Genomic DNA, 19,202 nt, shown 5'->3' with positions numbered 1-19,202 from the left:
ACAGCCTGCGCGCAGAGGAGTTGATGTGCTGTCCGTGTTCTGGTGACGCCGCCCGGACCGGGCTCACCGGCCGCTCACAGTCCCGGCACCCCCACCCCGACTCCCACCGCCGACGACCGCACCGCTACACCCCCGGCTCAGCGCGTCAGAGCGTGTCCCCCTCCACACACCCCTGGGAGCATCATGTCCGCAACCACCCCCTCGCGGTTCAGGCCAGCCACCCGCGGTACGGGCTCGGGCCGGAAGACGGCGTGCGCGGCCGGGCTGCTGGCCGCCGCCGTGACCCTGCTGGTCCTGCCCGGCACCGCCTCCGCGTCGACCGCCGCCGACGACGGCCGCGGCACCCCGACCCGTATGACGCACCCGGATCAGGACCACGCCGGATCGGGGCTCGGGAGCCCGGGCGCGGGAACGCTGTCGGCCGCGGCGCGGGCGGCCGTCGGCACGGGCCCGGCCGGTCTCGACGTCAGCGGTTACCAGGGCAACGTCGACTGGGCGTCCGTCAAGAGCAAGGGCGCCGCCTTCGCCTACGTCAAGGCCACCGAAGGCACCACGTACACGAGCCCGAACTTCTCCCAGCAGTACAGCGGCTCCTACAACGCCGGGCTGGTCCGCGGCGCCTACCACTTCGCGCTGCCGAACAATTCGAGCGGTACGGCGCAGGCCGACTGGTTCGTCGGCCACGGAGGCGGCTGGAGCGCCGACGGGAAGACGCTGCCGCCCGCCCTGGACATCGAGTACAACCCGTACGGGGCCACCTGCTACGGGCTGAGCCAGAGCGCGATGGTGAGCTGGATCCGGGACTTCAGCAACGAGGTGCGCACCAGGACCGGGCGCTACCCGACGATCTACACCACCACCGACTGGTGGACGTCGTGCACCGGCAACAACAGCGGTTTCGGCGCCACCAACCCGCTGTGGGTGGCCCGTTACAGCAGCGGCCCCGGCACGCTGCCGGCCGGCTGGTCGGCCCAGACGATCTGGCAGTACGCCGACTCCGGCACCTTCCCCGGTGACCAGGACACCTTCAACGGCACCCTCACCGACCTCCAGAACTTCGCCAAGGGCAGCGGCTACAACCCGCCGCCGACCACGAGCTGGCCGACCGTCCAGCAGGGCGCGAGCGGCGAGCGGGTCAAGACGGTCCAGTACCTGCTCAACGCGCACGGTTCGTCCTTGGCGGTGGACGGTGCCTTCGGCGCGGGCACCAACACCGCCGTCCGCTCCTTCCAGTCCGCCCACGGCCTCACCGCCGACGGGATCGTCGGCCCCAACACCTGGCAGGCCCTGATCGTCACCGTGCAGCAGGGCTCGTCGGGCGCCGCGGTCCAGGCCGCGCAGAGCCAGCTCAACGCGCACGGTTCGTCCCTGGCGGTGGACGGTGCCTTCGGCGCGGGCACCAACACCGCCGTCCGCTCCTTCCAGTCCGCCCACGGCCTCACCGCCGACGGGATCGTCGGCCCGAACACCTGGCAGGCCCTGGTCTCCTGACCCTCGGCACACCCTGACCGGACAGCGGCACCACCCGCGATCCCGGTACGGCACCCCGGCCGCGCTCCTCCGGCCGGGGTGCCGTTCGCGTGAACGCGGAAGGCACGGGTCACCGCGCGCCGGCGCCGCGCGACATCGGCCCCCTCCCGGGGCCGGGGGCCTCGGGCGACGGGCGACGGGCGACGGGCGACGGGCGACGGGCGACGGGCGACGAGGTCAGCGTTCGCCCTGGGCGACCTCGATGGAGCCGTGGAGGTCGTGGGCGGCCTGGAGGGCGCTGGCGGCGGACAGGGCGAGGCAGGAGGCCAGGACGAGGGCTATGGCGCGGGGGGCGCGGGCGCGGAGGTGGGGGGTGGTCGGGGGGTGGGCCAGGAGGGCGGCGACGCGGCGCGGCACGGGCCCGGTGGCGGCCGGGAGCGCGGCGTGCGGCCGGACGCCGGGCCGGGAGGCCAGGGCGGCGCGCCCGATGGCGCGGGCGGCGAGGCGGCGGTCGCCGACGGCGAGGGCGGCGGACTCGTCGGCCCAGCGTTCGAGGGCGTAGGACAGCGGCCCGCGCAGGCCGCGCAGGGCGGGGTGGCAGGAGGAGGCGAGGGCGAAGGCGGCGAGGAAGAGGTGGTGGCGCCCGGCGAGGTGGGCCCGCTCGTGGGCGAGCAGCGCCTCGCGCTCGGCGGGACCGAGGGCGCGCAGCATGCCGGTGGTGACGACGATCCGGCCGGGCCGTCCGGGCAGCGCGTACGCGTCGGGGCCGGGGTCCTGGAGGACGGTGAGGTCACCGGCCGCCGTACCGGCCGCGACGGCGCGCCTGCGGGCCCGCGCGGCGAGCACGAGGTGGCGGCGCGAGGTGCGGACCAGCGCCGTGACGACGGCGGCCAGCAGCACGGCGGCGACGCACGCGGCGGCCACCGTCACCTGGTCGCCGACCACCGGCAGCACGAAGTGCGCGAAGGCGGCGACCGGCGGGAGCCGCAGGGCGCCCGCCCCGGCGAGCAGCAGCAGCGCGGTGGTGCTGCACGCGGCGAGCGCGACGGCGGACCCGGCGAGCAGCCAGGCCGCGGCGCGCGGCGGCAGCGCGTCCGCCAGCCGCCGCGCGGCGGGCACGGCGAGCAGCGGGAGCAGCAGCGGCGCCCAGACGGCGAGGTTCACGGGCGGCGGCCCTCCGGGGCGGGACCGGCGGGGCCGGAGGCCGGGGACGGCCCGTCGTCCTCCGCCTGGACCAGCAGCTCGCGCAGCAGCCGTTCGTCGTCCGGGTCGAGCTGGGAGACGAAGCGGGCCAGGACCGTACCGCGGTCGTCCTCACCGGACTTGTCCAGCTCGGTGCGCATGCGGCGGGCGGCCAGGCCCGGCGAGTCCTGGACCGGCAGGTACGCGTAGCCGCGCCCCGAACGGGTGCGGCTGACGGACCCCTTCTCGTAGAGGCGCGCGAGGATCGTGGTGACGGTGGTGCGCGCGAGGGCGGTGCCCAGGTCGCGCTGGACGTCGGCGGGGGTCAGGGCGCGGCCGTCGGCCGCCCACAGCGCGGCCAGCACGCTCGCCTCGAGTTCACCCGAAGGCCGCCGGGCCGACGCGTTGGCCTCCGTCATGGATCGCCCCTTCCGGCTCGTTCGTCTACAGTTCTGTAGACCGACTACACGACTGTAGTCGGGGAGGGTGCCGCGCGGCACCCCAGGACCCATTATGGGAGGGCCCCACCGTCATGCCCCTGCCCGCGCTCGATCAGGCCGTGAACGTCCTGGACGCGACCTCCCTGCTGTCGTCCTTCGGGGCCATCGGCATCGCGGTCATCATGTTCGCCGAAACCGGCCTGCTCATCGGCTTCTTCCTGCCCGGCGACTCGCTGCTCTTCACCGCCGGGCTGCTGTGCGTGCCCGGCGCCTCCGATGTGGTGCATCTCTCGCTGTGGCAGGTGCTGCTCGCCGCCGTGGCCGGGGCGCTGCTGGGGGCGCAGACCGGTTACGTGATCGGACGGCGCGGCGGCCCCGCGCTGCTGAACCGCACGAAGAACGCCAAGCTGCACCAGGGCGCGGCCAGAGCCGCGGAACTCCTCGAACGGTACGGCCACGCCAAGGCCGTCGTCCTGGCCCGCTTCATCCCCATCGTGCGCACGGTGCTCAACCCGCTCGCCGGGACGCTGAACGTGCCGGTCCGCACCTTCACCGTCTGGCAGATCGCGGGCGGCGCCGTCTGGACCGTCGGCCTGGTGCTCGGCGGCTACGGGCTCGGCTCGTCGATCCCGCACGTGGACACGTACCTGCTGCCGATCGTCGCGGTGATCGTGGTCGTCTCGCTGGCGCCGCTGGTCCTGGAGGTACGGCGCAGCCGCCGCGACGGCGCGAAGGCGGCCGACGCCGAGCCCGTACCCGCCGCGTCCGCGCCCGCCGTGACGACCCCCGCCGCCTCTGACCCGGAGCGCCCGTGACCTCGCAATTCGACGCGGGCCTGTACCGCTGGATCACCGACCTCGCGGGGCGCACCCCGCAGCCCGTGGACGACACCGTCCGCTTCTTCAGCGACTACGGGCTCGGCCTCTTCGCCGTCCTGATGCTGATCGTCTGGTGGCGGGCCCGCCCCGCCGGGTCCGCCGCGATGGCGGCGGCGCTGGCCGTGCCGTTCACCGTCGTGGTCGCCTTCCTCGTCAACGACGGGGTCAAGGCGGTCTTCGACGAGCAGCGGCCCTGTCAGACACTGCACACCGTCACGGTCGAGACGTGTCCGGCGCTCGGCGACTGGTCCTTCCCCAGCAACCACTCCGCCATCGCCGCGGCCGCCGCCGTCGGCCTGCTCTTCGCCGACCGGCGCCTGGGACCGCGCCTCGCCGTCCCCCTCGCCCTCCTCATGGCCGCCTCCCGCGTCTGGATCGGCGTCCACTACCCGCACGACGTCGTCGTCGGCCTCCTCGTCGGCGCCCTCGTCGCCTGGCCCGTCTCCCTCCTGGCCCCCCGCGCCGCCCCCGCCGTCGACCGCCTCCGCGCCACCAGACTCCGCCCCCTGGTCCACGCCCTGCGTCCCGCCGCCGAATAGCCTTCCGGGGTACGGCCCCGGTCGGTCGACCGCGCCGCGCTGTGGCGCGGCCTGGGGCTCGGGGGTTTGCGTACGGGTCTGCGTACGGGGCTACATGCGGGGCTACATGCGGGATTTCAGGACGTCGACCTCGCAGCCCGGGGCGAACGGGTCGAAGCCGTGTTCGGTCAGCCAGCGGACGCCCAGGAGGGCGCGCAGGGACCACCAGGCGCGCAGGGCGTCGAGGTCGACGTCGGCGCCGTAGCCGGTGAGGAGGTCGCCGAGGCGCTCCTCGTGGCCGAGGGTCAAGGTGGCGAGGTCGAAGAGGGCGTCGCCCCGGCCCGCCTCCGACCAGTCGATGACGCCGGTGACCTCGGCGCCGTCGACGAAGACGTGATCGATCTGGAGGTCGCCGTGCGCGAACACCGGCGTCCACGCCCGGAGCGCGGCCTCGGCGACCCGGCGGTTGCGGGTGACCAGGGCGGCGGGCAGGACGCCGCTGGTCACCAGCGCCTCGCACTCGGCGTCGAGTTCCACCGCCAACTCGCCGGGGTCGCGGCGGCGCCGGCCGGGCCAGGGCGGCAACGGCGCGTCGTGCAGCCGCCGGACGGCGGCGCCCGCCGCGGCCCACGCCGCCGGGGACGCGGGCGACGGCTCACCGAGGCGGCCGAGCGCCGTGCCCCGGACCGCGGCGAGCGCGAGCACGGGCGGCTCGCGCCACAGGACCTCCGGGGTCGGGACCGGCGCCAGGGCCATCGCCTCGACCTCGACGTCGATACGCGCCTGATCGGCGTCCACCTTCAAGAACACGTCGCCGACGCGCAGGGTCGCGCGCTCGGAGTGGGCGACCACCACATTGACCTCGTCCATGGGCGGCAGTATCCGGGAGGAGGGCCCCGGCGTCACCGGATTTGCCGCGTGGGCCGACGCGGCCGGCCGTGTCCCGCTACCCCGCGGCCGTACCGCCCCCCGCGTAGGCGGACCTGATGGCGGACCACCGGGCCGCCTCGGCGGGGGTGAGCCGGTCGCGGAGGGCGGCGAGGTGGAGGAGGGCGGATTCGGCGCCGGAGGCGAGGGTCTGGGCCTCCGCGCGGTAGTGGTCGTCGATGACGGCCTCCAACTCGGCCTCGTTCATGGCGGGTTGGATACGGGCGGCGAGGCGGGACATCGTGCGGTAGGAGCCCTGGAGGAGGAACGGCGGCTCGGTGCGCGAGGCGTCGGTGCGGGCCGCGGACGCGATATAGGCGGCGTTGACGGCCAGCACGGTGGCGCGGGCGCGCAGCAGATGGCGCAGGACGGCCACGATGTCCTCGCGCTCGGCGGCCGGATAGGGGTGGGCGAGGTCGTCCGCGCGGGCGGTGGGGTCGTCCTCGGCGAGCCGGATGAGGAGTTCGAGGTCGCCGCGCTCGCGCCCGGCCAGCGGCGCGAGCGTCTCGTTGGCGGTGAGCGCGTTCTCCACGTAGCTCAGCGCGAAGAGCGCCTCCCTGCCGGTCAGGACGTCACCGAGGTTCCAGACGTCGGCGCGGTTGGCGAGCATGTCCGGGACACGGAAGAGGCGGCCGGACTCGGTGTACGGGTTGCCCGCCATGCAGACCGCGAACCGCTTGCCCCGCAGGTCGTACGTGCCCGCCGCGCCCTCGACGCGGCGCTGCGCGTCGCACAGCGTGATGAATTTCTGAAGGAGCTCGGGCGAGGTGTGCTGGATGTCGTCCAGGTAGAGCAGGACGTTGGAGCCCAGCTCCAGCGCGAAGTTGATCTTCTCGACCTCGCGGCGCGAGGTGGCGTCGGGGGCGCGCTCGGGGTCGAGCGAGGTGACGCCGGTGCCGAGCGCGGGCCCGTCGATGGTCACCAGGGCGAGGCCGAGCCGGGCGGCCACGTACTGCACGAGCGAGGTCTTGCCGTAGCCGGGCGGCGACATCAGCATCAACAGGCCGCCGGACGGGCCGAATTGGCGGGCGAGGTTGTCGCCGATGAGCGGCAGCGACACCTCGTCGAGCAGCCGGTTGCGGACGAAGCCGGTCAACGGCCGCGGGCGGTAGGCGTCCAGGTCGAGGCGGTCGCGCTCGGCGGCCACCACGGAGGTGCGGTGCCGCTGGTAGGTGCGGTAGGCGGGGACGTCCTCGGCCCTGAACCGCCGTACGCGGGTGAGGGTTTCGTCCAGGCGTACGGCCATCCGCCGCGCGGTGATCCGGGGGTGGGTGCCCAGCAGCCCGGTCACGGTGGTGCCGACGGCGGCCTCGGAGGCGTAGACCGCGAGGTCGGGACCGCAGACGAACGCGGCGGCGGCCTCGGCGAGTTCACCGTCCGCGGTAGAGACGGAAGAGACGGAAGAGGCCGAAGAGGCCGAGGAGCTCGTGGCATGCGCGCCGAGCCAGCCCGTCACGAGCTGCCAGCGCGCGCCCAGGTCGTCGCCGAGCGCCCCGAGGTCGTCGAGGAACTCCTTGTACGGCACGCCCTGCGCGCCGCCGAGCGCGGAGACGAACCGCTCCCGCAGCGCCCGCGCCTCGGCGCCCCCGACGAAACCGGTCCGGTCGGCGGCCAGTTCGGCCACCAGGTAGTCGCCGACGGGCGTCCCCTCCCCCACGGCGCCGATCCGGCCGAGTCCGGCACGAGCCGCGAAGTCCCGGACGGCGGCGTCGAGTTCGGCGGCCAGCTCGGTCAGCGCGGGCACGGCGGCGGCGGAGTCGCCGAAGGCGGACGCGGCCCTGCTCAGCGAGCGGGCCCTGGTGGTCCAGGCCGGCCGGGCGGCCGGGGCGGCGCCATGGGTCCAGAAGAGCTGGGCCAGGGCGCGGTCGGCCGCGGGGTGGCGGAGCAGGCCCGCGGCCGTGTCCAGCTCGTGCAGCGCGGTCAGCAGCAGCGTCGCGTCGTGGTCGTGGACACCGCGCTCGTAACCCTCGTCGAGCCGGGCCGCGGCGGCCTCCTTGACCAGCGCGGGGATGTCGGTCAGAGCGCCGGGGGCGTCGAGCAGCAGGGTCGCGGCGAGGTATTCGGCGCGGTAGAGGTCGGGCGACTCCGAGACGACCGGGCGGTCCCAGAAGCGGCGGGTGGCCGCGAAGGCGGGGTCGGCGACCGGCACGAGGTAGTCGGTGCCCGAGATGGTGAAGGCGAGGCCGTCCGCGTGCGGGACGAGGGCGAGTTCCAGCGGCTGGGTATTGACGGCGAAGCGGTGGCGGCCGAGCCGGATCACCGTGCCGTCCGCGTCGTAGAGGTCGAGCCGGTCGCGCAGCGAGCGGCCCGCGTCCTGCCGGGCCGCGGCCAGTGCCGCCTCGGCCTCCGCGGCCCGCGCCGGGTCGCCGAGGTCCCGCAACTGCGCGGCGATCCGCCGGTGCTGGGCGGCCATCGGGTCGGACGCGAAGTAGGTGTTGACGTCGTCAAGGCTGGGCAGCGCGGCGGCGCGGCGGCGCACCCCGGCCAGGACGCGCTCGGCGGAGGCCGCCAACCGCTGGGCCCGCTGTGCGCGTTCGTCGGCGAGCGCCTGCTTGCGGGCGGCGAAGGTCTGGTGGATCTCCTCGCGACGCTCGTCCAGGGCCGCGAGCCGGGTGTCGTCGGCGGCGAAGCGCGTGGTCAGGTTCTCGATCCTGACCAGCAGCCGGCCGAGCTGTTCCTCGCAGCTCTCCGGGGTGTCGGCGGCGGCCAGCGCCCCGCTGACGCTCTGTGCCAACAGCGCGCTCTCGGCGGCGAATTCGCCCTCGGACTCGGCGGCTGCCAGCTCCCTGCGGCGGCCGTCGAGCACGGCCCGCGCCTGGTTGACGGCGCCGAGCACGTCGGCGACGGCGGCCAGGATGCGGGTGCGGACGGTCGCGTCGTCGATCTCCAGGGTGCCGACGATCTCGGTGACGGTGGCGAGCCCGGTGGCCTGCTCGTCCAGGACGGCGGCGACCTCGGCCGCGTCCGCCGCGGCCCCGATGGCCTCGGCGTCGGCGGCGGTCGCGGCGACCCGGTCCCGGTAGCCGTCGAAGGCGTGCTCGTCGGCGAAGTACCCCGCCGCGCGGCGCGCGGCGTCCGCCAGGTCCTTGGCCAGGCTCGCGGTGAGCGCGTCCAGGCGCTCGGCGTCGACGTACCGCATCTCGCGCAGGGACATCAAGTGGCCCTGCGCGCGCCGCAGTTCGGTGAGCCGTTCGACCCACTCGTCCGCGGACTTCACGGCCTCGCCGCGCGCCTGCCGGACGAGGACGGCGATACGGGCGGCGCTCTCGTCGACGGCGGTCGCGGCGCGCGCGGTCAGGTCGCGTACCCGCGCGTACTCGGCGAGCACCTGCCGTCCGGTGTCGCGGACCTGGGCCAGCGGCGCGACCAGGTCGCCGGAGGCCGCGTCCGCCGAAGCGGCGTCCTCCTCGATGTCGCCGAGCCAGTGGTAGCGGTCGAGCACCCGCTCGCACTCGCCGACCAGCGCCTCGTAGCCCGGCAGCGCGGGCGCGGCCTCCAGGGCCAGGGCGGTACGGGCCACCGACAGCGTGTCCGCGACGGCCCGCACCAGGTCCGGGTTGCCGATCCGCTCCAGCGGGCCGCCGCCGACCGGCTGCGCGGCGGCGTAGGCGTCGGACAGGAACGGCGTCTCCCACCGCTGCACCATGTGCACGCGGGCCGCCTCGCCGCCGTCGGCCGGGCGCAGCGTCAGCAGCGTGCCGTCCTCGTAGAGCGCGGCGCCCTGGACGTGCAGCGGCGCCGCGGCCTCCTTGCGGATGAGGTTGTACGGCAGCAGCAGGCGGCGGCCGTCGGCGGCGAGGAAGACGTACAGCACGTCCTCGCCGTTCGCGGACCGCACGATCCGCTCGAACTCCAGCTCCTCCGGACCGGTTTCGTACGCGCGGGTGCCGCCGGTGGCGAGCGCGTAGCCGCCGGGGAAGACCACGCCCTGGTCGTCGGGGAGCCGCAGGCACGCCTGGCCGAGGGCGTCGAGCCGTTCGATCTCGCCGGTCCTGGTGTTGACCGCGAAGTGCCGGTCGGCGTTCTCGCGGTACGGCCGGACGCGCAGCAGCACCAGCGGGCCGACGGTGGCGTAGGCGACGTCGGCGTCCGCGAGGGCCTGGAGCGCGTCCTCGACGGGCTCCTCGTACGACGCCTCGTCGGCGCCGATGGCGAGCGTGCCGCCGGAGGTGGCGACGGTGACGGTGCCGCCGTCGGCCGCGGTCAGCGCGAGGTGCGGGTCGCGCCCCGCCACCTGGTCCTCGCGGGTGACGGCCGCCCAGGTGACGGTGTAGACGCCGCCGTCGGAGTCGGCCCACTCCTCGCGCGCGGTCCCCTCGTACGCGCAGCTCCCGTCGGGCGCGACCCGCCAGCCGACCACGCGGACGTCGCCGACGCCGGGCCCGGTGCTGAAGACCGCGAGCAACCGCCCCTCGGCGACGCGCAGCCGCAGCAGCCGCGTCTGCCGGTAGTAGCGGTACAGCTCGCCGAACTCCCGTACGAAAACGGGGTCGTCGAGCAGCCCGGCGGGACCCGCGTCGCCGCCGCCCGCACCGCCCTCGCCGCCCGCACTGCCCTGCCCGCCCCCACCGCCCTCGCCGACCGACGCCGCCGGGAGCGCCTGGAAGACGTCGCCGACCGAGGTGACCTCCGGCGGGTTCGAGGCGAAGAGCAGATACGGGCCGACGGCGGCCACGTCCGCCGCCTGCGCGGGGTGGGCGGTGCGCAGCCGCTCGGTGCCGTCCAGGCGCAGTTCGGTGGTGCCGAACACCTCCTGGCGGCGGGAGTTGAGCGCCCCCGCCCGGTCCGCGAGCAGCCGCGCGGACGCGGTGAGCCGTGCGCGCAGCACCTCGTACGCGTCCCCGTCCAGCCCGCCCGCGGCTGATCCGCCCGCCGGGCGCGGCCCCCCTGAGGCCGCGCCCGGCGAACCCTCGGGTGCCGTGCCCCGCGACTCCTGCGCCCCGCTCACGCCCGGCCCCCTCACTTCTTGACGAGGCCGTTGGCCGAGGAGGCCGCGGGCTGGGCGTCGGGCGCGGCACCGCGCAGAGCGCTCAGCGGCGCGTCGGCCAGGCCCAACGACCGTGCCTGGTCGAGGAGTTTGTTCAGCGAACCCGTTTGGGGACCGCCCTCGGCGATCAGGCGGCCGAGCACCGCGGAGACGGTGAGGTTGGCGACGTCACCGGACCCGAGCGAGGACAGCACGCGCGTGGCGTCCTCGGTGAAGCTGTTGCCCGAACCGTCGAGCCAGGTGCCCGCGAGCGTCTTGACGGTGTCGGAGTTCGCCACGAAGTTGTCGACGCTGCGCCCGGCCGAGACCGCGCCGAGCAGCTTGTCGAAGAAGACGCTGTCGCCGCCGACGATCTGGATGTCGGCGTGCTCCAGGCCGGTGGCCAGCACCGTCGCCTGCGCCTCCGCGATGGAGCGCTGCGTGTCGAGCCCGGCCATCCGGATGTCCTTCTCCGCGGCGAGCCGCAGCCGGTACTCCTCGTGGCCGCGCGAGGCGTCGTCGAGCGCCGCCATCGCGGCGGCCTTCTCCGTCAGGCCCTCGGCCTCCGCCTTCAGCTTCTCGCCGATCATCGCCGCGTCGGCCTTCGCCTGCGCGGTCGTGCCCTCGGCGTTGGCGAGCGCCAGCAGCCGCGAGCCCTCCGCCTCCGCCTTGAGCCGGGCCTCGGTGGCCTCGGCCTCGGCGTGACCGACCTTGGTGATCGCCTCCGCGCTGCGCTCGCGCACCTCGACGTCGGCGAGCCCGGCCGCCGCGGCCTCCGCCCGGATGCCCTCGGCCAGCCGGATCTTGGCGGCGGCGTCCAGCTCGGCGGCCTGCTTGCGGGCCTCGGCCATGGTCAGCGACTCGCGTGCCTTGTGGTGCGCGGCCTGCTCTGACGCCTCCGCCGCCTTGATGTCCTTGACGAGCTGCTCCTGCGCCTGCGCCTCCGCGGTGATGATGAGCGCCTGCCGCTCGCGCTCGGCCTCCTGCACCAGCCGCAGCGCCTTGATCGACTCCTCCTGCTCGGCCACCGTGCGGTCGACCGCGATCCGCTCCCGGATGACGTCCGCGACCTCGCGGCGCTCGGACTCGACCTCCTTCTCCTTGGAGATCCGGGACAGCTCCGTCTCCCGCTCGCGGGCGATGACTTCGAGGACGCGGTCCTTCTCGATCCGCTCGTTCTCCACGGCGATGACCCGCTCGCGGTTCTTCTGCGCGACCGCTATCTCGCGCTGCTGGTTCTCGCGCTGGACGCCGAGCACTTCCTCGGTGCGGATGAACGCGCCCTGCGCGCCCAGGCGTTCCTCCTCCTGCACGCGGGCGGTGGCCGCCTCTTCCTTGGCGCGCAGCGTCTCGACCTCGCGGCGCTGCTTGATCTCGGCCTCGGCCTGACGGCGTTCGAGCTCCAGGATGGTCTCGCGCGCGTCGACGTTCTGCCGGGTGATCTCCTTCTGCTCGGTGCGCTGGAACTCGTTGGTGCGCACGTGCTCGATCGCCGTCAGCTCGGTGATCTTCCGGATGCCCTGCGCGTCCAGGATGTTGGCCGGGTCGAGCTGCGTCATCGGGGTCTGCTCGAGGAAGTCGATCGCGCAGTCTTCCAGGTGGTAACCGTTGAGGTCGGTGCCGATGACCTGGATGATCCGGTCGCGGAAGTTCTCGCGGTGGGTGTAGAGGTCGACGAAGTCGAGCTGCTTGCCGACGGTCTTCAGCGCCTCGGAGAACTTCGCGTTGAACAGCGTCTGCAACGTCCCCTGGTGGCTGGCCCGTTCGGTGCCGATCGCCTGCGCGACCTTGATCACGTCCTCCTTCGTCTTGTTGACGCGGACGAAGAAGGTCAGGTGGATGTCGGCGCGGATGTTGTCCTGGCAGATCAGGCCCTCGCGGCCGGTCCGCTGGATCTCGATGGTCTTCACCGAGATGTCCATCTGCTCGGACTTGTGCAGGACGGGCAGCACGACGGCGCCGGTGAAGGTGACGTCGACATGCTTCGCCTTGGAGATGATCAACGCCTGGCCCTGGGCGACTTTTCGGAACAGCCGGCTCACGGTGAACAGCGTTCCGAGGGCGATGAGCAGAAGCACTCCGAAGAGCACGCCGATTCCGATGGCGGTGGCATCCATGGCAGATCCTCAGGTTCTACGGGTCTGGTGGTGCGGGGACGATGTGCCGCCGTACGGCGGGTTGGTGCCGCGCGGCGAGGCGGACCGGCCGGAGTGGTCCGGCCGGCGGGGACGTTCAGTGGGGACGTTCAGTGGGGGTGCGGACGGGCGGGCGCGGCGAGGCGTCGCGGCCCCGAGGCGGTGAAGCCTTCGGGCGCCGCGGCCTTCAGGGGTTGAACCGCTCAGACCGTCGCGGGGCCGATGCGTTCGTAAGGGTCGAACGGCGCGACCCAGAAGAACTCGCCGTCGGGCTCGTACGCGTAGATCAGCGCGGTGCTGCCCGCCGCGTACCTGTCCTCGCCGCTCTGCCGGACCTGGACCACCGCGGTGGAGCCGTCCGGCGAGGTGACCTCGGCCTGGCCGAAGGCGCCGGTGACGCGTCCGGTGCGGATCACGCAGGGCTGCCCGACGAAGTCCTCGCGTGAGGGCGGGCGTTCGTGCGGGAAGAGCCGTCGCAGCGGGCGGACCAGCACCCAGGTCAGTGACCAGGAGCCGATCACGGCGCCGCACAGGACGGCGAAGGACAGCAGCGTGCGCACCAGGCCCGGCGGGCCGGCGCCGTCGAGCGCCGCGGAGCCGGCCAGGCTCAGGAACCAGGCGAGCGCGGTGAGCAGCGAGAAGACGACGGTGACGGGCACGCCGTCCAGTCCCGTGGCGGCCAGCAGGCCGCCGAGTCCGCCGTGGCCCTCGTGGCCGCCGTCCGGGGCGTCGTGCGCGTGCGCGTCGAGCCCGCCGTGACCGCCGTGACCGGCGCCCCCGAAGTCGGCGTCGGGGCCGTGGTGTCCGGGTCCGTTGGCATCGGCCCCCCCGAGGAGCACAACGAGCCAGAAGCAGACCACGACCACCAGGGCCCCGCCGAACAGGACGGTCGGAAAGCCGAGAACGATGCTGGTGAACTCCCCCATCCCCAACACCTCCCCCCTGTGCGGCTCTCCCCCGCCCCGCGATGATTGTCGCAGTCCGGGAACCTTTGTCGCATTGCCGGTTCCCGGCAGTCTTCACCGCGTCTACACGTCCTGAACCGACCGCAACCGAAACGGCTCCGGCCGCCGTCCGCGCGGAGTGACCCGTACGGAGGGCGGCCGGAGCCGTGGAATACGCCGCGCGAAGGCGGGAGAACGCGTGATCTGCGGTGCCGTGGATGGGCGGGGCGCGGGGGCCTCAGCCCTGGGCGGCCTCGATCTCCAGCGCGATGCGGATCTTGTCGCTGACGGCCGCGCCGGCGGCGCCGCCGGTCACGCCGAAGTCGCTGCGGCTGATCTCGGTGGCGGCCGAGAAACCGGCGATGGCGTGGCCCTGAGGGGCCGTGCCGAAGCCGTTCAGTTCGAGCTGGAGGGTGACGGTCTTGGTGACGCCGTGCAGCGTCAGGTCGCCGTCGACCTCGAACAGCTCGGAGGTCTTGGGGCGGATCGCGGTGGAGGTGAAGGTCAGCTCCGGGAACTTCTCCACGTCCAGGAAGTCCGCGCTGCGGACGTGGTTGTCGCGCATCTCGTTGTTGGTGCTCACCGAGGTGGTCTTGATCACCGCGGAGACCTTCGAGTCCACCGGGTTCTCGGCGGTCTCGATGGTGCCCTCGAAGCTGTCGAAGCTGCCGCGGACCTTGGAGACACCGAGGTGACGGACGTAGAAGGAGACATCGGAGTGGACCGCGTCGATCGTCCACTTGCCGGCGACGTAGCCGTCGATCACTTCGGTCTGGGAGGACATGTGGGGCTCCTTGAGCGGTGAACCGGGGTATTTGGTTGAGCGCTCACCCACCATAACGCCATGGTGTTGAGAGTTCAACCACCCGTATGCTGGTGGGCATGGACGATGTGCGCTGGCTGAGCGACGACGAGCAGGAGATCTGGCGTGCGTATATGACCGCCAGCGTGGAGTTCTCGGCGTATATCGACCGCCAGCTCCGCCGCGAGTCCGGCATGCCCATGGCCTACTACGAGATTCTGGTGCGGCTCTCGGAGGCGTCCGGGCGCAGCCTGCGGATGAGCGAGCTGGCGGAAGCCTCGCAGTCCTCGCGCAGCCGCCTCTCGCACGCGGTGTCCGCGCTGGAGAAACAGGGCTGGGTGGTACGCAGCCCCGCCGACTGCGACCGGCGCGGCTGGGTGGCGACGCTCACCGACGCCGGGTTCGCCGCACTGGAAGCGGCGGCCCCCGGGCATGTGACGGCCGTCCGCGAGCACCTTTTCGACGTCCTGACCCCCGAGCAGCTGGCCACGCTGCGCGACGCGGGCCGGGCGATCAGCGCCGGGCTCAAGACGGAGTGCGAGGAGGCCCGCTCGGAGGAGGACCGGAGCTGCCCGACGCAGGAGGCGGAAGCCGCCGAAGTGGCCGCCGCCCGCGCCGCCGGAGCGGCCGCGATACCCACCGGCGCGACACCGCCCCCGCCGGCCGCGTAGCCCCGGCCGCCGCGTCGGCACACCAGCCACGTCAGCGCACCCGCCGAGCCGTCCCGCCCGCCGCGTGGGCAGGGCCCTGGCTCGGGCGCGCCCGTCCCCGTCAGCGCACGCGCCGCGTCGGCGCGCGGCTCACAGCGGTTTGGTCGGCCAGTCCAGCAGCCTCGCGCCCATCGCGGCCGTCTCCAGGGTGTAGCGCTGCAAGGCGTCGTCCGGGTCGAAGCCGGTCACGGCGGCGATACGTTCCAGCCGGTACGACAGCGCGCGCACGCTCAGGTCGAGCCGCCGGGCGGCCTCGGCGTTCACGTACCCGGCGGCGGCGTACGCGGTGATCGTCTCCAGCAGCGGCAGCGCCCCGCCGCGCGCCTCCTCCAGCGGGCCGAGCACCGTCTTGACCAGGTCGAGCATCGCCGCGCGGTCCCGCATCAGCACCGGGAAGACCAGCAGGTCGGCCGCGTTGAGCACGGTCGCCTCCAGGCCGAGCCGGTCGGCGAGGTCCAGGGCGCTGAGCGCTTCCTCGTACGAGCGGACCACGCCGGAGGCGCCGCTGTGCGAGCGGCCGACGGCGGTCCTGGGCGCGGCGACAGTCTTCACGAAGGCGTCGAGCACCTGGCGCTGCGTGCCGGGCACGACGCAGACCATCCGGCCGTCCTTGGGCGCGACCAGCGCGTCGTGGTCACCGAAGCGGCCCGCCAGTTCGCGCTCGACCCGGCTGAGCGCGGGGTGCGTCTCGTCGTACGGCCCGTCCTCGGGCGCCGCGGCGACCGCCACGACGTGCTGGCCCGCGAGCCGCAGTCCGAAGCCCTCGGCCTGTTCCGCGAGGCGGCCGGGGTCGCTGCGGCCGTAGAGCAGGTCGTCGACGAAGGCGCGGCGGGCGAGGGCCGCGCGGCGTACCGAGTGCCGCTGCGCCCGGCTGTGGCCCTCGGCGAGGGCGGCGACACCGGTCTCCAGGGCGGCCAGGACGGCGGCGCCGACCTGCCGCAGCTCGGCGGTGCTCCTGGCGTCCGCCACGCCGGGCAGTACGGGCCAGGTCTCGCGGACGGCGGTGAGGTGGGTGCCGATCAGCGACGGCAGGGCTATGCCGGAGTCCGCCGCCTGCTCGCCCAGCGCGCGGCGGCTCTCGCGCTCGGCGCGGCTGAGCGGGCGGCAACTGCGGGAGACCTCGGCGAGCGTTTCGGGAAAACCGGTCAGAAACTCCGGCGGTACGGCTTCCGCGGCGCTGTCCGTACCCGTGGTCACCACTGGCCCCCCGTCACTCCACCGGATCCGGCCTTCCGGTTCCTGGACATCAGGAACGTATCAAGGCTGCCGGATCCCGGAAACGGGGGGCGGGGGCAGGCCGCGTCCCAGCGGCGTCCGGCGGGGGGCCGACGGGCGCTTCGCGGTGATTCGGCCGGATACCCGGCGGACGCGGCGGTGAACGCCGCGCGCGGGGCGGCTACTTGGCCGTGGTCGTCGGCTGCGGAGTCGGGGTCGTCTCGCTCGCGGTCACGACGTCGCTCGGGGTGATGGCCTCGGGCGCCGGGGTGGCGGTGGCGGTCGGCTCGGGGCTCGCGGGCCCCGTGTCGTCGCTCTTCATCGCCTTCGCCTCGGACTTGAGGATGCGCATCGACTTACCGAGTCCGCGGGCCGCCTCCGGCAGCTTCTTGGAACCGAACAGCACGATGACGACGATCGCCACCACGATCAGGTGCCACGGCTCCAGCCCGTTTCGCAACATGGAGATCCTCGCTTCTTTCAGGGGGCCAACTGTGCCGAATACTTCAGCTTCGACTGTCGCATTGTCACCCGAAAGCCGTCGCCGACGGCACCCGGGTACTCAAAGCATGCGCAAAAAGCTTGTGAACGGGAAGCCCCCCTTCCCCCGGTCCGGTCGGCGGCGGACCGGAGGAGGGGGCGGGGGGAAGGCCCTGCGAGGCGCCGGGGGACGGGCCGGGAGACGGGCCGGGGAACGTCCGGGCCGGGGGCGGTGTCAGCCGCCGTACGTGCCCGCCAGGCGGGCGGACGCCTTGTCCTTCGCCGACGGGTCCATGGCCGCGTTGTCCCTGGTCGCCTTGTCCGGGTCGGGCAGCGCGTCGATCACCCGCTGCCAGCGCGGGTCGGTGACGATCTTGGCGAGCTGGGCCGAGCTGAGCGGCGGATTCGGACGTGAGATCGGGGCGTCCTTCTCATCCCTGGAATTCCACTCGCTCAGGCTGATCACGGCGCCGGAGGGTGTGACGAGGGTCGCGTACCACTCCTTGGTCTCGGCCCGGTGGTCGGAGTACTCGAAGCCCTTGGAGATCGTCAGCGTGCCGCCGTGCACGTGCGTCGACGTGCACGAGGTGTCCGGGTCCTGCGAGGGGAAGTCCGGGCACGACGGCACCGCCTCGCCCACGCCGATGCCGAGCGTCACCAGCCCCTTGTTGAAGACGACCGCCGCCAGCGGAATGCCCTCCTCGGTGCCGCGGCTGGGCCAGGTGGACTTCGTGACATGACCCTTGGGCAGCGTCGCCAGGAACAGGTCCATCACCTGCTTGGCCGTCATCGCGGGCCTGGCCGGCTTCGCCGCGGAACTCGCCTTGTCCGAGGCCGCGGACGACACCGCGGGCTTCGTGGGCGCCGACGCGACCCCGCTGCCCCCGTCGCCCTTGACCAGGCCGCCGACCAGCGCGCCGCCCACCCCGACCAGGGCGAAGGCCGCGACGCCCGCGGTGATCGCGGCCGTACGCCTGCGGCGCAGTCTGCGGCCGTGCGCGTGCCCCTCCGCGACCAGGCCGCGGGAGTCGTCCGGCTGGAACGTGTCGGCGGTGCGGCGCAGCGCGTCGCCCAGCTCGTCTTCGAATTCGATCGGTTCGATGGGCATGGCGGAACCACCGTCTCGGTTTGGTGTGTACGGATGCGGTCTACGTGTGGGGGTACGGCCACGGGTGCGGCCGGTTGGTCTGTCTGTCTGTCGACGGAAATCGGTTGCAGCCGACGCGGCTCAGCGGGCGATGAGATCGGCGAGGCTGCCGCCGAGGTCTGCCCTGAGCCGGGCGAGCGCGCGTACCGTGCGGGTCCTTATGGCTCCCGGTGTGGAGCGCAGGGCCTCGGCGGTCTCCTCGATGCTGCGGTCCTCCCAGTACCGCAGCACCAGGACCGCCCGGTCCTTCGGCGAGAGCCGGCCGAGCGCGTCGAGCAGCGTGATCCTGAGCGTCGCGTCGTCGCCGTGCCGCGTGGGGCTGTCCGGCAGCTCCGCGCTCGGGCGTTCCTTGCTACTGCGCCGCCGCTGGTGGGTCAGGAAGGCGCGGACCAGAACCGTCTGGGCGTACGCGGCCGGATTCCCCACCTTCGCCATCCGGCCCCAGACGACGAACATCCGGCCCAGCGTCTCCTGGACCAGGTCCTCCGCCAGGTGCGTGTCGCCGCTGGCGAGCAGACAGGCCGACCGGTACAGGTGGCTCGCGCGGACCGCCGCGAACTCCAGATACGCCGCCGTCTCCCCCTCTCGCATCCCGCTCCCCTTCCCCCGTCCGACCCTTCACCTCTTCGACGCGGCGGGGAACGGGGAATGTTACGGGGCGCCCGGGGACGTCTCCGGGCCGTTACGCGGCTGCCGCCACACCGTCCCGGTCCAACGGCTTCGCGGCCTCGCGGGTGCCCTCGCGGGCGGCATCGCGGGCGGCCTCGCGGGCGGCCTCGCGGGCGGCCTCGCGGGCCGGGTTCCGGGTGGGGAAGACCAGAAGGCGCAGCGTCGCGAAGCGGGCGATGCCCGCCAGGGCGGAGGCCCCCAGGTACACGGCCTGCGCCAGCAGGGCGCCCGGGTGCGGGTGCGCGTGGTCCAGCGTCAGGACGGCCGCCGTCGTGAACAGGTATGCCCCGAGCAGCGTCAGCGCCGACTTGCTGTGCACCCGCCACCCCGCCCATCCGCCTTCGGCGGACCTGAACGTGATCCGGTGGTGCAGCTCCGTCGCCAGCAGGGTCGACACCACGGTGACCACCGCGTTCACCAGCGCGAACGGGGCGTGGCCCGCCGCCGCCACCAGCACCGCGCTCGACAGCAGGCCGACGCCTCCGCCGCACACCACGAATTTCCCGAACGCCGCCGCCTTCGCTGCCGCTCTCTCCCCGCCCACCGTCTTCTCCATGCCCCCACCCTCCCCCCGCCCACTGACACGCCGCCCACACCCCACTGACACGCTCCCGCTGTGGGCCCCCCGATCTTTCCCGGCCCGCGCCCCCGAACAGCGCCCTTTGCCCAGGGCGGCACACCGAATCTTTTAAGGGGCGCGGGCTCTTGCGGATGAGGAC

16 protein-coding genes are annotated in these 19,202 nt (G+C 73.9%); 4 read left to right on the top strand and 12 right to left on the bottom strand.

Annotated elements, in window-relative coordinates:
* The first annotated feature begins 183 nt into the window (after positions 1-183).
* Positions 184-1,491: a GH25 family lysozyme gene (locus ACFZAM_RS05600; RefSeq protein ID WP_391043006.1), complete on the top strand. Its 1,308-nt coding sequence runs from the start codon at positions 184-186 to the stop codon at positions 1,489-1,491.
* A 216-nt stretch (positions 1,492-1,707) separates the two neighbouring features.
* On the opposite strand, the gene ACFZAM_RS05595 is transcribed toward ACFZAM_RS05600, so the two are convergent.
* Both ACFZAM_RS05595 and ACFZAM_RS05590 read right to left on the bottom strand, forming a co-directional pair.
* On the bottom strand, positions 1,708-2,634 hold the full coding sequence (locus tag ACFZAM_RS05595; RefSeq protein WP_355336403.1) for a M56 family metallopeptidase: 927 nt from the start codon (positions 2,632-2,634) through the stop codon (positions 1,708-1,710).
* Entirely contained in the window at positions 2,631-3,071 is a 441-nt protein-coding gene (locus ACFZAM_RS05590; protein WP_391043004.1) for a BlaI/MecI/CopY family transcriptional regulator, read from the bottom strand. The genes ACFZAM_RS05595 and ACFZAM_RS05590 overlap by 4 nt, the downstream gene beginning before the upstream one ends.
* Before the next feature lie 113 nt (positions 3,072-3,184).
* On the opposite strand from ACFZAM_RS05590, the gene ACFZAM_RS05585 reads away from it, so the two are divergent.
* Entirely contained in the window at positions 3,185-3,907 is a 723-nt protein-coding gene (locus ACFZAM_RS05585) for a DedA family protein (protein ID WP_355336401.1), read from the top strand.
* The gene (locus tag ACFZAM_RS05580) at positions 3,904-4,509 is read left to right on the top strand and encodes a phosphatase PAP2 family protein (RefSeq protein WP_391043001.1); all 606 of its coding nucleotides are present in this window, start codon (positions 3,904-3,906) and stop codon (positions 4,507-4,509) included. The genes ACFZAM_RS05585 and ACFZAM_RS05580 overlap by 4 nt, the downstream gene beginning before the upstream one ends.
* Positions 4,510-4,611: 102 nt before the next feature.
* On the opposite strand, the gene ACFZAM_RS05575 is transcribed toward ACFZAM_RS05580, so the two are convergent.
* The 5 genes from ACFZAM_RS05575 to ACFZAM_RS05555 form a co-directional block, all read right to left on the bottom strand.
* Positions 4,612-5,358 carry a phosphotransferase gene (locus ACFZAM_RS05575; RefSeq protein ID WP_391042998.1) on the bottom strand — a complete coding sequence of 249 codons (747 nt, stop codon included), beginning with the start codon at positions 5,356-5,358 and terminating at the stop codon, positions 4,612-4,614.
* A 76-nt stretch (positions 5,359-5,434) separates the two neighbouring features.
* On the bottom strand, positions 5,435-10,363 hold the full coding sequence (locus ACFZAM_RS05570; protein ID WP_391042996.1) for a DNA repair ATPase: 4,929 nt from the start codon (positions 10,361-10,363) through the stop codon (positions 5,435-5,437).
* Between the two features lie 11 nt (positions 10,364-10,374).
* Entirely contained in the window at positions 10,375-12,498 is a 2,124-nt protein-coding gene (locus ACFZAM_RS05565; protein WP_391042994.1) for an SPFH domain-containing protein, read from the bottom strand.
* A gap of 221 nt (positions 12,499-12,719) precedes the next feature.
* Positions 12,720-13,442, bottom strand: coding sequence for a hypothetical protein (locus ACFZAM_RS05560; RefSeq protein WP_355336396.1), 723 nt, complete (start codon positions 13,440-13,442; stop codon positions 12,720-12,722).
* Positions 13,443-13,698: 256 nt separating this feature from the next.
* Positions 13,699-14,244, bottom strand: coding sequence for a YceI family protein (locus tag ACFZAM_RS05555; RefSeq protein WP_355336395.1), 546 nt, complete (start codon positions 14,242-14,244; stop codon positions 13,699-13,701).
* 98 nt (positions 14,245-14,342) lie between these two features.
* Between ACFZAM_RS05555 and ACFZAM_RS05550 the strand changes: the two genes are divergently transcribed.
* The gene (locus ACFZAM_RS05550) at positions 14,343-14,933 is read left to right on the top strand and encodes a MarR family transcriptional regulator (RefSeq protein WP_355336394.1); all 591 of its coding nucleotides are present in this window, start codon (positions 14,343-14,345) and stop codon (positions 14,931-14,933) included.
* A gap of 129 nt (positions 14,934-15,062) precedes the next feature.
* On the opposite strand, the gene ACFZAM_RS05545 is transcribed toward ACFZAM_RS05550, so the two are convergent.
* The 5 genes from ACFZAM_RS05545 to ACFZAM_RS05525 all read right to left on the bottom strand — a co-directional run bounded on the left by ACFZAM_RS05545 (position 15,063) and on the right by ACFZAM_RS05525 (position 19,039).
* Positions 15,063-16,169 (bottom strand): helix-turn-helix domain-containing protein, encoded by a 1,107-nt coding sequence (locus ACFZAM_RS05545; protein WP_391042990.1) that lies wholly within the window; start codon positions 16,167-16,169, stop codon positions 15,063-15,065.
* Between the two features lie 199 nt (positions 16,170-16,368).
* Positions 16,369-16,650 carry a Sec-independent protein translocase subunit TatA gene (gene tatA, locus ACFZAM_RS05540; RefSeq protein WP_355336392.1) on the bottom strand — a complete coding sequence of 94 codons (282 nt, stop codon included), beginning with the start codon at positions 16,648-16,650 and terminating at the stop codon, positions 16,369-16,371.
* A gap of 252 nt (positions 16,651-16,902) precedes the next feature.
* The gene (locus tag ACFZAM_RS05535) at positions 16,903-17,775 is read right to left on the bottom strand and encodes a hypothetical protein (protein ID WP_391042986.1); all 873 of its coding nucleotides are present in this window, start codon (positions 17,773-17,775) and stop codon (positions 16,903-16,905) included.
* Between the two features lie 120 nt (positions 17,776-17,895).
* The gene (locus ACFZAM_RS05530; RefSeq protein WP_355336390.1) at positions 17,896-18,405 is read right to left on the bottom strand and encodes a SigE family RNA polymerase sigma factor; all 510 of its coding nucleotides are present in this window, start codon (positions 18,403-18,405) and stop codon (positions 17,896-17,898) included.
* 91 nt (positions 18,406-18,496) lie between these two features.
* Positions 18,497-19,039, bottom strand: a complete 543-nt coding sequence (locus ACFZAM_RS05525; RefSeq protein WP_391042984.1) for a hypothetical protein — start codon at positions 19,037-19,039, stop codon at positions 18,497-18,499.
* Between the last annotated feature and the right edge of the window lie 163 nt (positions 19,040-19,202).

It is taken from the genome of Streptomyces sp. NPDC008079 (genome assembly GCF_042957385.1).
Classification (GTDB): Bacteria; Actinomycetota; Actinomycetes; order Streptomycetales; family Streptomycetaceae; genus Actinacidiphila.
This window is presented reverse-complemented; position numbering and strand designations above follow the sequence as displayed.